Genomic DNA, 15,600 nt, shown 5'->3' with positions numbered 1-15,600 from the left:
ATCAGCATTTAATGATATTAAAAAAAACAAATCCATATATTTTATCGTCAAATATTAAAAAAAGAAAGGCCAACTAAATAGCTGGCCTTTACTTCTATCACTTTCTTTTTATTTATCTAAAGACAAAATGGAAAGGGTTCATTCCAACATCCAATGACTTTTCTTTTTCACCAAAAACATCATAAATCAAAGCTTGACCATTACCTACAAACCCTTTCGGATCAGACAAGTACAGCTTTTGGTTTTCATCATCAAAACCTAATCCGTAAAATGTAGGACCAGCAACAATCGGCTGGTCGGCAAATTGTTTACTATTCAAGTCAAACTCAAATATCCATCCTTCATTATCATTCACCCACTCACCAGAATCATCTTGATACCAAGGACTCGCTCCTAGCAAATATATTTTATGTTGCTCTATACTATAAGCCATAGCTCCATCAGAACCTATCTGCCCTTGTTCGTAAACATCAGAAACTTCTAGTGAAGAAGTATTAATACTCACAATACCTTTTTCAATCTCAGACAATGACAACCACAAACCTCCTTCTCTATCCTTAACAAAGTGCTGAGGCTTTCCTTTCACTTCAATTTTTTCAATCAATTGATCAGTCAATACGTCAAAAACACTAACTGACGTTTCATACGAGTTCGCCACAAAAATTTTTCCGTCGCTCACAGCAATACCTTCAGCACCTTCTCCTGTTTTAAGTTCTTTTACGACCTTGAAATCATTCAAGCTAATCTTAGCTACATAGGAATCCGGCAAAGTCCATTCGGGAGTGTTTTTCCCCCAACAAGTAACATAAGCAAAATCCCCATTAAATGCCACATAGCGAGGCTTAACAATACCTTCCGCAATTGGCGCTGCTAATGTCTTAAATGTTTCAGCGTGAAAAAACTCCACTTTATCAGCAGCATTGCACTGAATCAATCCTATGGAATCCTTAAGACCTACAGATTCTATCCCAGCAGCCAACTGTCTACCATTCGCACTTTCAAAGACACCTCTAGACAAAACTCCAGTAGATTCATTGTATAAATCCAATGACCCATTGCCACTACCGTAATTACCAGCATTCGCGATAATCACACCATCCAAATCGTATTCAGGAGCCTCTACACTTACCTCATCATTACATGAAGTAATAAAAGGCAATACCAACAATAGCAAAGCTGATAGCTTTGCAGATAAGTTCAACTGCATTTTCATTAATATTTATAAATAATATTTAAAAGTAATTTCCTTCCGGGCATAGCGTAGTACTTTTGATCCTGATAGAACTTATCAGTAAGATTATCCACGCGCATTTGAGCGATTAAAAAATTCGCACCTAAGTTAAAAGTGTAAGAAAAGCTTGCATTCACAAGGTTGTAGCTTTCCAACATTCTATCAGCATCTCGTTCCGACCTTTCTCCAACATAGACCTGCTCTAATCCAAATGATATTTTTTCACCCCAGTACAGTTGCAAAAAAGCATTTTGCTTATGTTGCGGGGTATATGGCAATTGCTTCTTGTAATTGGGATTATCACTTCCTCCATTACCAAATTGTTGCATATCCAATGTTTCATTAAATGTATATGCAGCGGTTGCTTCAACTTTCAACAAACCTAAGCTTTTCGAAAATTTAGCCATAATCTCAACACCTACATTAGACACTTCACCTATATTTTCAGGATACCAATCAATATTCCCATTTTCATTTTGGCTTTCCATCCAAGCTATCATATTGGTGATAGAGCTTTGAAAAAAATTAGTGGAAAAATCAAAAGAACGATCTTCAACTTTATGGTTGTAAGCGATTCCAGCTTCAAAGTTCACAGACTCCTCTGGCAATAAATTAGGATTTCCTTGCGTCCCCCAATATCTATCATTGAAGGTAGGCACCCTATAGCCTTTCGATACTGAAGAAGTCAGCCTAACTTTATGAAACTCTCTAAGAAAAACATCATAGGAAACACTTAGAGAAGGCGTAAAAGGCGCGTTAACTCCCGTTGTAAAATTCTGCCTCGCATTGAACGTAAGGTCCAGCCTACGCACTGGCAAGTATTTCAATGAAGCGAAAACATTACCTCTATTTTCATTCAAACCATCCTCATACGCATGAACTTCCGGTTTGATATGAGCGAAATTTCCTCCGAACCTAACATCCAGCTTTTCCGTCAGTGAATGAAAATACTCTAAATCTGACTGAAATCGTTTCGTCCTGATTATACTGCCTTTATTATAATCCTGAAAATCATCAATATAAGCAATTGAAGCGTTTACACTTCCCCATTCACTTTTATGCTTCCCCCTCAACAATAGCACTTTATACTCATTAAGCATCTGCTCATAAGTATCAGCATTGCCATTATTCCCCATTACAGGCTGAATTTCATGCCAAGCATGATTCCAAAGGCCTTTAAGCCCAAGCATAGTTTTATCGCTTAGCTTATAATCAAAGCTTTGCAGCAAGCCAAAATTTCTTACCTGAGCATTTTCCAAAACCTCCGAAGGCGCTTCATATTTTGCTATATTTTCAAACTCATACTCATTTTTGATATCATTGAAATACATAGCTGTATAACTCTTAATCCTTTTACCTCCTTTTTTAAGCTTGAAGCCTGTGAAAGAATGATCAAGTTTCCCTTGCCCTTCGTAAAACCCTAAAGTCTGAGTAACATCACCAGTAGTATATGACTGCCAAGGCTTATCAACATCCGAGCTTAGCGAAATCACGCCACTAATCGCATCACTTCCAGCTACAGAGCTCATAGCGCCCAAAGTCACTTCAGCATCCTCAAAAAGGTAAAATGGTATATTATTAGCGTTAGCATGACCTAATGTCAAAGAGTTCAGGTTAATACCTTCCCAAGTGATTGCAACATGCTCAGGCTTAGTACCTCTCACTGATATAGTAGCTAGTTGACCATAACCACTTTCTTTAATATAAACAGGAGTATTCTTCTGCAGAAATCGCCCTAAAGGCTCAAAAGCATTTGCCGACTTTCTAACAGAATCAACTTTATGCTTATTGTAATTTGTAGTAAAACTATCCACAAAACGCCTTTCCAGAACCACCTCTTCCAGATTGTACGTTTTATATTCATCATCAGCGTCTTGCGCATAAGCACTCCAGCTTACAACACAGGCTAAGATTGTCAAGAAATATAATTTCATCAAATATAGATTCTCGCGTTCTGAAAAACGCTGTAAAAAATTAAACCAACATCACTTATTGCCTCCCGAACACCAGCCCAGCGACAATTCCGTTCCTTACCAAGAAAAATTGACGATTTGAAGAAAGTGCATTTGATTCCTTTAATGCACTGCAGGCAAGCATATGCTTGCTAAATAGTAGAGTTGTCATCATAGCCAAGATCTTTTCACCCAAAATTCTTATACTTAAAGTTCAACTTTGACAGGTATTCTGACTTTCCTGACTCGCTAGCCTTCCCGCAAAACACAGTGGCATTAACAAACGATCGATTGCGACATCGCAACCCAAAGGATTACAGCAGTGGGGACTGTTCCGGACTCTCACCGGATTCCCTCGAAGCCATGCATGACTTCTTGATCAAAGCGATGCAAAAGTACTACCTTGCTACCATTATTCACAAGACATTTACAGGAAAAAAAAAAGAGGCTTAAACAAACCTCTTTCTTTCAAAATAATAAACTAAATACTCCTAAAATCAATTCACTCTGCGCTCTTCTTCTTTATTCCCCTGACTTCTTCTTCTCATGTTCACTTTGCTTCCCTTTTTGAATTTATATCTAAGAGTAATATTATATCTGTTGGAGTCAAATCGTTGATTTCCATAAGTAACAACCCCGTCTTGACTAGATTCAAATGAGATATCTCTTGTTCTGAAAATATCCTTTACTTTAAAATTCAAGCTCATTTGATCATTGAAAAAAGACTTTTCGATACCTGCGCCAAATTCACAAAATTCTCCAATTTTCAATCCGCCATCCAAAAATGGGCTCGTATACATTCCTGAAAACTCTCCTCTAAACCCTTTGCCTAAAATAAAAGTACTGTTCGTCTGAGCGTAAAGAGTTATTTGCTGATCATCCATTGTAGCGTCTTCATCATTCGTTTGAAACCTATTTCCATAGACAACCACATTATTATTCATCTCCCACCATTTTGCTATTGTGATTGGAAAGTTCAAGCTCAAGGTCAGGTCTTGCATCAAATCCAAATTTTTAAATGTCTGAATCGTAACCCTATTCTCTTCGTCTTGCAACAACAACTGATTCAACACATCATAAGCATGCATATAGGACAATGAAATTGAATATCGCTGAAACATCAAGTATTCCACTTGAAAGCTATTCGTAAACTGAGGCGTCAAATAAGGATTTCCTTGAGAAGCTGTAAATGGGTCAAGATAGAAGATAAAAGGATTCAATTGTCTAAATGTAGGCCTGTTTATTCTTCGGCTATATGAATAACTCAATACATGATTCTTATTCAAGCTATGTCTCAAAAATACACTAGGGAAAAATTCAATGTACTTTCTATCCACTAGGTCATTTTCTTCACTTGATCTACCATTAGTCAATGTATATTCAGATCTTAAGCCTAGCTGAAATGCCAACTTGCCCATCTGACCTGAAAAGTTCGCATATCCTGCGGCAACTCCTTCTTCATATATAAAGTCATTGGTTCTATATATGTCTTTCTCCCATGAACCTTGTTTCAAAGAATCAAACTTAGCTTCATTATCAACCAATGAATGGCTATACTTAGCTCCTAGCTCCAGTTTATAATCACCCAAAGGCTTTTCATAATCCACTTTACCAGAGACAATACTCACTCCATACGGCTGATAGCTTCTAGCCAACTGCCACTCATCATCTGATTCCTTTGTCAACAGTTGACTTCTATACAACACCTCGTCAAGATTTTCAAATGTACTGAAGTCGAAATCCATAGTCATTTTCTGACCCAAAGTATCAAATCGATGCAAATAATTCACATTTATGGAACCCTTTTTAAATGACTCGTCATTATGCGAATCCGAATAAGTTCCCGAAATCAAACTTCCTGAATGATCTTTTACCTGTGTATTATTTTTGATTGTTTCACTACCCGATTTTGTAAATCCATTGAACATGAATCCTATCACATTATTTTCATCTATTGAATAATCCAACCCAAGCCTTAGAGAAGGAGAACTGCTTCTTGATGAAATATAAGAATGCTGCTCAAAAAGTTCTGTATCCACACCTGAGCCAAACTCTCTATTCAAATTCAAAGAATTAAACCTCTCATTATATCTGTAATCAGCCTGCGCATAACCGCTGAAACTCCCTGATCTAAAATAAACGTTACCTCCGCCATTTGCCGCCGGATACCTACCTTGACTCATTCCCGCATACACGCTTCCGTGATACCCTTTTTCTTTAGATTCTTTCATCTTGATATTCAATACTCCAGCATTGCCTTCAGCATCAAACTTCGCCGATGGATTCGTAATCACTTCAATATTTGAAATATTGTCTGCATTCATTGACTTTAACATATCTGAAAGCTCTTTTCCTGTCAGATAACTTCTTTTGTCATTGATCATGACGATGACTCCATCTTTTCCATTGATCTTGATATTTCCTTCATGATCCACAACCACCCCCGGTGTCTTGGAAAGAACCTCAAGGCCATCTGTACCGCTAGTCAGAACAGCACTCTCAACATTGAATACTAATCTATCAATTTTTCGCTCCACAGCTTGTCTTTGTCCTTTTACTTCCACAGCCTCAAGTTGCTCCACACTTTGAGCTACGATAATTTTTCCTAAAGACAATTTATTCTGTTGAGCATTCAAGCTTATATTCTTAAATGTCTGATTATATCCAACTGCTGTGATTCTTAAAATATAGTTTGCTAAATCCACTCCTTCAAAAACAAAATTTCCGTCAAAATCAGCTACCGCCCCATTGATCAGTGTCGAATCCGCTTCCGCAAGCATTGACACATTAGCGAAACTCACTGGCGTACCAACTTCATCCACTAAATTCCCTGATACTGTTCCTAACTTCTGAGCTGATGCTCTAAAACTGACAACCAAAAAAAGTATTATTGAAAGCGCTAAAAATTTCCCAAGTAATTGAATTCTCATAAGTATAAAGTTTAATAGTTTAACTTTGAAAATTCACAGAGAATGCCAAAAAACACAACTAACTAACTACCAGCTAATTACAAGAAATATTAAAAAATAAAATTCATTGAAGTTGTTTCATTATCGAACAGTTGTGCTCGAAAACGCACTGCTAAAAAATCTTAAAAATCAACCTGCTTGAACTAAACTCTTTGGCCGAGACCAATTAAATGAGTAAAATAGCGCGAACAACTGACATTAATCATCAACATCAATCTAAAAAAGACATGAAGCAATTTCTAGGAGCCTTTGGAATAGCCCTTTTCACAGCATTCGCCAATGCCTTGTTCGCATTCGGACAAAAAAAAGCTAACACGCATGAAAACCCTTTTCTTTTCGCTTTTTACACATTGCTGACATGTTGCATGATATTCTTTGTGCTATTGCAGTTCTTTCCTAAGACAGATGTCGTCAATTATGCTAAAATCAACTATAAATGGATCTTGGCTAGCGCTATTGGCTATTGCGCGACTTTTTCAGGGTTTTTGTTTTTATATAAAAGCTACGGCACTTCATATTACACACTCTATGCTGTGCTTTCCATTCTTACCACATCCATTCTGCTTGGTATTATTTACTTTAAAGAGGAATTCAACATCTATTACCTGCTATCCTCTATATGCGCTATTGGTTCGATTTTCTTATTTTTCATGGCAAAAAAGTAAAGTCAAGTTCATTCTTTAATATCTTGCGCACTGTAATTCATAATAATCATTGAACTATAAACAATAGCTAAATCATGAGCGATAGAATAAAGTTAATATGGGATTTTAGAGGCATGGCAGCAAAAGGAACAGCTTTGCATCATAGAATCCACTTGGAAGAGTTTGCTATTAAAGAAGGAATAAGAAATCACAAAACAGGCGTTGAAAACATCAATGATATGTACAGCATAGCTTATATATGCGTGGAAGAAGATCAAATGCCAATTGTAAGAGATGCATTAAGACCTCATCGTGGCGAAGTCGACGAATAACAATAAAAAAGAGCTGCCTTAAAGGGAGCTCTTATCATCTGAAGTCATTCCATATTCTTTTTTCAAGGAAGGGATATCTTTAATCAAAGCTTCAACTTCCTCTGGTTTGGTTCCATCATATTTCCCTCTGACTCTTCCCTCCGGATCTATCAACAAGAAAGCTCCACTATGTATATAGCCTCCGTCAGCTTGCTCATCTTCATATGCTGTTACCATATAGCTCTGCTGGCCTATTTCATAAATCTTTTCTTTGTCTCCAGTCACAAAGTTCCATTTTGGAGCTTGAACGCCCAATCTCTTTGCATAATCATTCAACAAAGCGACAGTATCATGCTCGGGATCGATCGTATGAGACAATATGAACACATTAGGATCTGATTGATAAGCTTCGTAAACTCTCAACATCTGACTCTTCATAATCGGACAAATCGTCGGACAAGTCGTGAAAAAAAAGTCCGACACATAGATCTTGCCTCTGTATGTATCATTTGTAATTTCCGTTCCGTCTTGATTGACAAACTTGAATGGAGCAATCGTATGATAAAGCGTATCTTGCATTATCTCTCCCCCTACTTCCTTGTCGACTATTTCTTTTCTTCCCAATATTGGAAGTTTCTTATCGGCTTTATCTTCACATGAAAACAAGCCCAATCCTGAAGAAAGTGCCAGCAATGTAAATAGCTTTCTTAAATTCATTGGCTTAATGATTAGAGTTGATGTTGAGATTCAAAAATACTCAATCCAAAATAGATAGAAAAATGAAATCAATACTCACAGGAAACTATATTGAAAAAATCAAATAAAAAGCCCGATTCATATGAACCGAGCTTATTCATCCAATAATTTTCTTTTATTTATCACATGGTTACCACAGTCACTCCTGCTCCGCCTCTCTCTACATGTTCATCGGCAAACTTGATGCGCTTGGAGTAATTGCGCAACTGCTGCCTGACAAACTCCTTAAGAATGCCATCGCCTTTGCCATGCACGATTCTCAACTCAGGAATACCCAGCATACTGGCTTCATCCAAAAAGCTTTCCAACAACGTATAAGCCTCTTCCACTCTTTTGCCTCTCAAATCAAGGTTATTAGTAAAATTCGCCATTTTCTTATTGATATCTAATCCCTTGAAGCTCTGAGTCACTCCTGTATTCTTCTCCTTCTCATGCTCTAGCTGTCTCTGCAACTTTCGCGATACTCTTTCCAGTCTGTTAACCTTGATCTTAGAAGTCAAGCCCCCAAGAGCAACTTCAGCATCTTTCCCCCTTATCGCCAATACTTCTCCAACTGTGGATTGGCCTTTCACCCTTACCAATACGCCTGATACTATTTCGCCAGCTTCTTTTACAATTTCCTCAGTTGCTGATTTTTTAAGTTGTTGCTGTTTTGGCTTCACTTTTTCTTTTATGGACTCCAGGTTTTCTCTGGCTTTTTTTGTCGCTGCTTTCTCAGCATTCTTTTCCTTGATGGTCCTGATCGTCTTTTCCACCTCACGGTTGGCCAAATTCAATATTTGAGAAGCCTCATTTCTTGCGGAATTAAGAATATCCTTCTTCTTGGTATCCACGCGATCTTTTAACTCCTCATAGTCCTGAATAGCTTTTTCCAGTCTTCTATTTTTACGTTCGATCTCAACATTATGCTTTCGAACTTTCGCTTTTTCATGCTCCAGCTCGCTAAGCAACTTGTCATACCTTACTTGAGTATAACCCATCTTGCTTTTAGCGGAATCAATTACCGCATTGGAAAGTCCTATTTTCTTTGCGATTTCAAAAGCGTAAGAGCTTCCTGGCTGACCAATCTCAAGTTGATACGTAGGCTCCAATTTATTCAAATCAAAACGCATAGCCGCATTCACAATATGCTTTTGTTTCTCAGCGAACTTTTTCAAATTGCTGTAGTGCGTATTAATAACGCCATAAGCCTTATTCCCATGCAACTGCTCCAAAATAGCTTCCGCTATCGCTCCTCCAAACTGAGGCTCGGTACCTGTACCAAACTCATCTATCAAGAACAATGTGCCTTTATCGGCAAACCTGAGAAAAAAGTGCATATTCGTCAGGTGAGAACTATATGTACTTAAGTCATTTTCAATAGATTGCTCATCGCCAATATCAATGAATACACTTTTGAATACGCCGACAACCGAATCTTCCCTCATAGAAGGCAACAATCCGCATTGCACCATATATTGAGTCAAGGCCACAGTTTTCAATGTCACTGATTTACCACCGGCGTTTGGACCAGAGATCAAGACTATTCGCTGCTCATGATCAAGCTCCATATTCATTGGCACAATTGGCTTATTAAGCTCCTGATGCGCCAAATAAAGCAAAGCATGACGAGTATCTCTCCAGTCAACAAGTCTTCTTTTTACCAAAGTAGGCAAACTTGCCTCAATTCTAATAGCGAACTTTGCCTTTGCCCTAATAAAATCAACCATTCCCAAGAAATGAAACGAACGCAATAATGGCTCAATATGAGGCCTCAACCTATCCGTCAAAGCCATTAATATTCTGATTATTTCTCTACGTTCTTCATATTCAAGTTCTTTGATCTCATTGTTCAACTCCAACACTTCAGCTGGCTCTAAATACACCGTTTGTCCCGTTGCGGATTCGTCATGGATAAAGCCTTTTACTTTTCTTTTATATGTCGAATAAACAGGCATGACCATTCGGCCATCTCTAATAGTCAATGACATATCGTCAGGGGCATAACCATTCTTCTTAGCCTGACGAATCAAGCTATCCATGGTTTTTCTCAACTGTTGTTGAAAGCTTACTATAGAGCCCCTTATTCTTTGAAGTTCCGAACTTGCATTATTTCTAAGTTGACCTTTATCATCGATTTTTGAATCTATCTCAGACGACAATGACAAATCCACCTCAACGGCACCACTAAGTTGAGACAACAGAGGATACTCTTCTTCATTGTCCTTGAAAAACCTCATGCATGACAAGATAGTCTTCAGCGACAACTTCAAATCAAAAAACTCTTCTTCCAATAAGAATGAGCCTTCCACTCTAATTTTATTCAAAGCTTCCGTGACATCCAAATAGTTGGTCGATGGGAAGCTTTCCCCTGTCACTAATATTCTTCTAAATTCCTCTGTCTGTTTTAATAGTTTATCGATCAAATGAAAATCTGAAGAAAACCTTACCTTGTCGACAAACGACACGCCAAGATTACTCAGACATTCCTCTTTGAGCAACTCTCTTATTTGATCAAAACCTATTTTTGATTCTATATTTTTAGGGTATATCATTTCGAAATTAAAATAAATAAATTAATAGCGAGCCAAAGCTGGTTTACTTAACCAACCTCATCCTCGATAAATTGCGCGTCCTAATGAGTCAATTATGACGCAAGAGCCAATGCGATTTGCAAATATGGCCTATGGCTTTTTCTTGTTCTTGGGAGGTCCGCTGTCATTCCCTTTGCCAGACTCTCCTTTCTTAGCCTTGACATTTGTCTCCATGACATTGACACTATCCAGCACCTCTTGATAAATTTTCTCCAAATCTCGTAGGTTACTGGCATAATATTCCATATTTCGCTTGTAAATGGAAGTATCAATATCATAATTGTCCATTATTTGAACTTGAACTTTCTCCATTAATTTTTTGGAGGAATCCCTGCTTATTTTCAAATAATTCACTTTGCCTTCAGCCACATAGATATCTCTAAGAATCAAGGCCATTTGATGCTCTGTCAATAAAGGCTTCGGCTTGACCACTACATTCGTTTTCTTTTTATCGCACGCAATAGCAATTATCGCCAGCAGAACAGCGAATATTATATTTTTCAAGATTTTCACAAATTTACGTAATTTAAGATATTGGTTAACATCATAACGCTCCAGCGTAGAATTCAGTTGGACATCATAAAAGTTGCATACTCGCAATTTTTGGAGGAAAATAGCAAAGAAAAGCACTCCCCAACCGTCTCTATTCCTTCCATTAGTTAAAATTGGTGAAAAAGGAATAAATCTAAAGAACAAAATTGCAGTATTGCACTCAATTTAACAACTTTGTTAGTATATTAAATGGTTCATACGGATAAATGCGGTCATGAATTGCATATATGGCAATTTTAGAGCGATTCATCCACGATTCGCGTCCAAAAATAGGCAAGGGCGACGCTTTTTAATATTCAATAAAAATAAAAGTGAAAGAAATCTTCCAAAAGCTTCGCAACTACGAAATAAAAATACGAAAAGCGATCAAATCCCACATGCAAGGGGACTTTCATTCGATATTCAGAGGCTCTGGGATAGAGTTTGACGATGTAAGAGTGTATCAATATGGCGATGATGTAAGAGCCATAGATTGGAAAGTTTCCGCTAAAGGAGTTGGCACTTATGTCAAAACATACAAAGAAGACAAGGAGCAAAATGTCATGTTTCTTATCGATGTGAGCGCCTCGCAAGACATTGGCAAGAAAGGGTCTAAAAAGATGGACATTGCCAAGGAAATATGTGGAGTATTGACCCTTTCGGCTACCAAAGAAAATAGTTCCACCGGTCTTATTTGCTACTCGGATCAAAAAGAGTTGTATATCAAGCCGAATAAAGGAATGAGGCATGCGTATGAAAGCATTACAAAGCTTCATCATCTCCAGCCTAAATCCCGCAAGACGAATTTGAATGATGCGATAAAATTCACCTTGAACTTTCTTAAAAGAAGAAGCATTGTGATATTGATTTCCGACTTTATCGATGAGGATTACCAGCATCAACTCAAAGGCTTGGCAGGATCCCACGACTTGGTAGTCATCCATATCACAGACACCACGGAAGCCAACCTTCCAAAGCTTGGCATCATCCCTCTCTTCGACAAAGAAAGCCAAAGCACAATTTGGGTGAACACTTCATCGAACGAATTCAGGGAAAAGGTCTATGGAAAATTCAGCAAAGGCCACAATGATTTGCAAGAGCTCTGCTTAAGAAATCAAGCCGACTACCTGAAAGTCATCACAAATCAGGAATACGTTTCCCGATTAATAAAGCTTTTTAAAATTAGAAATAAAACGAAAAAACGTGCGCGTTAAGTTAATCATATTCAACACCATCATTTGGATGTTAGCAACGGGTCATGCTTTTGCCCAAAATAATGAGATACTAGTAACAGGCCACTTCACCAGCGACAGTGTAAAAATTGGTGAGCCTATTGGTTATTCGCTATCGGTAACTTACCCGGAAAGCGACAATATCCTATACCCTGACTCTTTGAATGATTTTAGCCCTTTTGAATATATTGGAAAAAAATACTTTAAAACAATTAAAGACGGGGCATTGACAAAAGACAGCGTTGTCTATGAGTTAATGACATTTTCCACAGACAGCATCCAGTCGCTAAGCATGCCGGTCTATTTACTAACTAAAAACGACAGCATTCCGCTATATGGAGACAGCGCATATGTTCATTTGAAAAGAATTCTTCCAGTCTCAACACCACAAGATCAACTAAAATCAAACACAAGCTTTTTGACTATCAAAAGAGCTTTCAATTTTGGCTATCTATACATTTTCTTGGGCATATTTTTCGTACTAGCGGTAGTTATTGCCTTGGTGTTTGGAAAAAAGATCAAAAACAAATACCTCATATATCGTTTGAAAAAACGTCATGAGAAATTCATTATTCAATTCGACGCATTGAAGTCAAAGTCTCAAGAAAATTCCAAAAATGCTGAGAAGACTTTAAATGCATGGAAATTATACATTGAAAAACTAAGCGATCAACCATATTCAAAACTGACGACCAAGGAAATCACTAATTTTTGCCAAGACGACATCGTTTCAAAATGCTTGGCTGGCTTTGACCAATATATTTACGGAGGCATAATGCCTGATAATTTTGACGAAAACATCGAAGGTCTAAAAGACTTCGCTAATGAACTATACAACACTAAACTGGAGGAGGTAAACAATGGATAGCGTCTTAGCAACTACAGCTTGGTATTCGCCATCATGGCTATTTCCACCAGCCCTTTCTCAATTCGACTGGGTGAACAGCTTTTGGCTGTATTTAATACCAACCATCCCTGCGATCTTCGCATTGAGGTGGCTTATCAATTTGAAATTTGGACGAAAACTTCATGTTGCATTTTCAAAAAGCGAAATAAGAAGCAGTCCGATTACTTATCTGAGGTTTATACCTCCCATGCTTTTTGCCTTGGCATTGACAATGGTAATGATTGCTTTAGCCAGACCTCAAAAATCAAGTGAAACGATAGAGCAATGGAGCGAAGGAATAGATATTATGCTAGCAATAGATATCTCCCAATCCATGGAAATAGAAGATTTCAAGCCCAACAGACTTGAAGCGGCTAAAGATGTGGCGGAAGAATTTATAAGCGGAAGGTTCAGAGACCGAATCGGAATCGTCATCTTTTCCGGGGACGCATACTCGCTGACTCCCTTGACTACTGATTATGATTTATTGCGTGAAAATATCGATGAAATAGACTTCGATATGATTCAAAAATCTGGGACGGCAATAGGCAGCGCCATTGGGGTATCCACTAACAGAATGAGGGAATCAGACGCAAAGTCCAAAGTAATTATTCTTCTTTCTGACGGAGATAATACGGCAGGAAATATTGACCCAATCACAGCGGCCAAACTTGCTGAAGCCTATGGAATCAAAATTTACACCATTGGTATAGGTAAAAACGGTAGAGTGCCATGGGGCAAGGATTTCTTTGGAAGACCAAGATATGTCGAAAGTTATTTGAACGAAAAAACTTTGAAAGAAATCGCTGAAATTGGTCATGGACAATTTTTCAGAGCAACGAACAACAAGGCTCTTGAGGAAATATTTGATCGCATAGACAATTATGAAAAAGTCAAAATCAAAGAGAACAAATACAAAAACACAGAGGATTTTTACAGCATATACCTAAAGTGGGCTATTGTTTTCTTTTTAGCTTGGTTAGCGACCAAACTGACTTTCATCAACAATATATTAGAGGATTAATTATCACTGAAAAAAGTGTAGTCCTGCTTCGTAGGCTCCGTAAAACATTCTAAATGAAAATAGAACCAATGCCGAGCCTACGACCTTATTGACAATTGACATAAATCTTGGCGTGATAATCGACATCAATTTGCCTGAAAGATAAGCTTTGGTAAGGTCCAAAGAAAACGCGGTTACCATTGTCCCAACAAAAAACAATAAAGTCTGCGAATTGGAATGATGATTCTCATTGGCAACAGCTCCTACAACTCCTACCCAGAACACAAACAAGAAAGGATTCAAACCATTCATCAGAGCTCCTTTCAAAAACGATCCCAGCAAACCTTTCTTCCCCAAACGATTTATTTCGCTTCTTTCCCTTGCTGGCAACATCAATTCAGCTCGCTTCATCAATGAGAATGCCCCAAAGGCCAGCATCACTACACCTCCTAAAATGCCAAACCACGTTTTAAAAAATGAGCTTTCAGCTAACTGTGTAATGCCTAAGTAACTTATGAAAATATAAAAAATATCGCTGAATGAAATTCCCATCGCCATGAATACACCAGAAGTGAACCCATTGCGAATGCTGGTTTGGATCAACGAAAAAAATGCAGGGCCAATCAAAAACGCCAAGACAATTCCAAAACCAATGCCCTTAATTAGAATTATTATCCAATCCCACATGTTATTGTTAATTGTATTACCACAAACGAACAAATTTAATGCAATAGAACAAACCTAAGCTATGAATCAGGATAAATTTTTTAAAAATTCATAACTACTTATATTTGCAAACATTACTGAACCCATTAATCCATTATTTATGAATATTAAGGAAAATCTGGATTTTTTCAGCGAATCCATCAAAGGCACCAATGCAAAGCTCATAGCCGTAAGCAAAACCAAACCTGTGGAAATGCTTCAGGAAGCTTACGATGCCGGTATAAGAGATTTTGGTGAAAACAAGGTTCAAGAACTTGCTAACAAATACGAGGTATTGCCAAAAGACATTAAATGGCATATGATCGGGCACTTGCAGCGAAACAAAGTCAAATACATAGCCCCTTTTGTTCATTTAATTCATGCCATTGACACACCTCAACTATTGAAAGAGATCAACAAACAAGCGTTGAAAAATGATAGAATCATTAATGTGCTTCTTCAAGTTCACATTGCCGACGAAGAAAGCAAATTCGGCTTTTCGGAAGTAGATTTGCTAGATTTATTGAATAGCGAGAGTTTTGATGAATATCAAAATATCAAAGTTATCGGCCTTATGGGCATGGCGACAAACACCAAAGATGATGAAAAAGTGCTAAGTGAATTTGGAACGCTAAAATCAATATTTGATAAAATTGACAAAACAGTATCCAAAGAAAATATCGCAATGCAAGAATTATCCATGGGAATGAGTGGCGACTACAAACTAGCGATTCAAAAAGGATCAACAATGATAAGGGTTGGAAGCGCCATTTTCGGCGAAAGAAATTACAACAAATAATTCCGCAT

13 protein-coding genes and 1 riboswitch are annotated in these 15,600 nt (G+C 37.7%); of the genes, 6 read left to right on the top strand and 7 right to left on the bottom strand.

From position 1 onward, the window contains the following. Window positions 1–112: 112 nt before the first annotated feature. The 3 genes from AABK36_RS04985 to AABK36_RS04975 form a co-directional block, all read right to left on the bottom strand. Window positions 113–1,207 (bottom strand): YncE family protein, encoded by a 1,095-nt coding sequence (locus AABK36_RS04985; protein WP_309941830.1) that lies wholly within the window; start codon window positions 1,205–1,207, stop codon window positions 113–115. 5 nt (window positions 1,208–1,212) lie between these two features. After that, window positions 1,213–3,165 carry a TonB-dependent receptor plug domain-containing protein gene (locus AABK36_RS04980; protein WP_309941828.1) on the bottom strand — a complete coding sequence of 651 codons (1,953 nt, stop codon included), beginning with the start codon at window positions 3,163–3,165 and terminating at the stop codon, window positions 1,213–1,215. A 223-nt stretch (window positions 3,166–3,388) separates the two neighbouring features. Continuing rightward, window positions 3,389–3,582: riboswitch (cobalamin riboswitch) on the bottom strand. A gap of 98 nt (window positions 3,583–3,680) precedes the next feature. Further along, window positions 3,681–6,113, bottom strand: coding sequence for an outer membrane beta-barrel protein (locus AABK36_RS04975; RefSeq protein ID WP_309941826.1), 2,433 nt, complete (start codon window positions 6,111–6,113; stop codon window positions 3,681–3,683). Window positions 6,114–6,322: 209 nt separating this feature from the next. Between AABK36_RS04975 and AABK36_RS04970 the strand changes: the two genes are divergently transcribed. Together AABK36_RS04970 and AABK36_RS04965 are read left to right on the top strand one after the other, a co-directional pair. Next, complete coding sequence (locus AABK36_RS04970) at window positions 6,323–6,817, top strand: EamA family transporter (protein WP_309941824.1); 495 nt, start codon at window positions 6,323–6,325, stop codon at window positions 6,815–6,817. A 74-nt stretch (window positions 6,818–6,891) separates the two neighbouring features. Then, window positions 6,892–7,128, top strand: coding sequence for a hypothetical protein (locus tag AABK36_RS04965; protein WP_309941822.1), 237 nt, complete (start codon window positions 6,892–6,894; stop codon window positions 7,126–7,128). Between the two features lie 18 nt (window positions 7,129–7,146). Here AABK36_RS04965 and AABK36_RS04960 read toward each other — a convergent pair whose 3' ends face one another. From AABK36_RS04960 to AABK36_RS04950, 3 genes are all read right to left on the bottom strand, one after another. Beyond that, window positions 7,147–7,824 carry an SCO family protein gene (locus tag AABK36_RS04960; RefSeq protein WP_309941820.1) on the bottom strand — a complete coding sequence of 226 codons (678 nt, stop codon included), beginning with the start codon at window positions 7,822–7,824 and terminating at the stop codon, window positions 7,147–7,149. 161 nt (window positions 7,825–7,985) lie between these two features. After that, complete coding sequence (locus AABK36_RS04955; RefSeq protein ID WP_309941819.1) at window positions 7,986–10,397, bottom strand: endonuclease MutS2; 2,412 nt, start codon at window positions 10,395–10,397, stop codon at window positions 7,986–7,988. A 129-nt stretch (window positions 10,398–10,526) separates the two neighbouring features. After that, window positions 10,527–10,940 (bottom strand): DUF4296 domain-containing protein, encoded by a 414-nt coding sequence (locus AABK36_RS04950; RefSeq protein WP_309941818.1) that lies wholly within the window; start codon window positions 10,938–10,940, stop codon window positions 10,527–10,529. 359 nt (window positions 10,941–11,299) lie between these two features. Between AABK36_RS04950 and AABK36_RS04945 the strand changes: the two genes are divergently transcribed. The 3 genes from AABK36_RS04945 to AABK36_RS04935 are packed head-to-tail and all read left to right on the top strand — an operon-like array spanning window position 11,300 to window position 14,109. Beyond that, window positions 11,300–12,181, top strand: coding sequence for a DUF58 domain-containing protein (locus AABK36_RS04945; RefSeq protein WP_309941817.1), 882 nt, complete (start codon window positions 11,300–11,302; stop codon window positions 12,179–12,181). Next, entirely contained in the window at window positions 12,171–13,067 is an 897-nt protein-coding gene (locus AABK36_RS04940; protein ID WP_309941816.1) for a hypothetical protein, read from the top strand. The genes AABK36_RS04945 and AABK36_RS04940 overlap by 11 nt, the downstream gene beginning before the upstream one ends. Then, window positions 13,060–14,109, top strand: coding sequence for a vWA domain-containing protein (locus tag AABK36_RS04935; RefSeq protein WP_309941814.1), 1,050 nt, complete (start codon window positions 13,060–13,062; stop codon window positions 14,107–14,109). The genes AABK36_RS04940 and AABK36_RS04935 overlap by 8 nt, the downstream gene beginning before the upstream one ends. 3 nt (window positions 14,110–14,112) lie before the next feature. On the opposite strand, the gene AABK36_RS04930 is transcribed toward AABK36_RS04935, so the two are convergent. Next, window positions 14,113–14,775 (bottom strand): LysE family translocator, encoded by a 663-nt coding sequence (locus AABK36_RS04930; protein WP_309941813.1) that lies wholly within the window; start codon window positions 14,773–14,775, stop codon window positions 14,113–14,115. 139 nt (window positions 14,776–14,914) lie between these two features. On the opposite strand from AABK36_RS04930, the gene AABK36_RS04925 reads away from it, so the two are divergent. Beyond that, on the top strand, window positions 14,915–15,592 hold the full coding sequence (locus AABK36_RS04925) for a YggS family pyridoxal phosphate-dependent enzyme (RefSeq protein WP_309941812.1): 678 nt from the start codon (window positions 14,915–14,917) through the stop codon (window positions 15,590–15,592). The last annotated feature ends 8 nt before the right edge of the window (window positions 15,593–15,600 follow it).

The sequence above is a fragment of the Aureibacter tunicatorum genome (assembly GCF_036492635.1).
Lineage (GTDB): Bacteria > Bacteroidota > Bacteroidia > Cytophagales > Cyclobacteriaceae > Aureibacter > Aureibacter tunicatorum.
This window is presented reverse-complemented; position numbering and strand designations above follow the sequence as displayed.

Coding starts and splice junctions, on each gene's coding strand:
- AABK36_RS04985 (WP_309941830.1), bottom strand. CDS start 1,207: ATGCAGTTGAACTTATCTGCAAAGCTATCAGCTTTGCTATTGTTGGTA.
- AABK36_RS04980 (WP_309941828.1), bottom strand. CDS start 3,165: ATGAAATTATATTTCTTGACAATCTTAGCCTGTGTTGTAAGCTGGAGT.
- AABK36_RS04975 (WP_309941826.1), bottom strand. CDS start 6,113: ATGAGAATTCAATTACTTGGGAAATTTTTAGCGCTTTCAATAATACTT.
- AABK36_RS04970 (WP_309941824.1), top strand. CDS start 6,323: ATGAGTAAAATAGCGCGAACAACTGACATTAATCATCAACATCAATCT.
- AABK36_RS04965 (WP_309941822.1), top strand. CDS start 6,892: ATGAGCGATAGAATAAAGTTAATATGGGATTTTAGAGGCATGGCAGCA.
- AABK36_RS04960 (WP_309941820.1), bottom strand. CDS start 7,824: ATGAATTTAAGAAAGCTATTTACATTGCTGGCACTTTCTTCAGGATTG.
- AABK36_RS04955 (WP_309941819.1), bottom strand. CDS start 10,397: ATGATATACCCTAAAAATATAGAATCAAAAATAGGTTTTGATCAAATA.
- AABK36_RS04935 (WP_309941814.1), top strand. CDS start 13,060: ATGGATAGCGTCTTAGCAACTACAGCTTGGTATTCGCCATCATGGCTA.
- AABK36_RS04930 (WP_309941813.1), bottom strand. CDS start 14,775: ATGTGGGATTGGATAATAATTCTAATTAAGGGCATTGGTTTTGGAATT.
- AABK36_RS04925 (WP_309941812.1), top strand. CDS start 14,915: ATGAATATTAAGGAAAATCTGGATTTTTTCAGCGAATCCATCAAAGGC.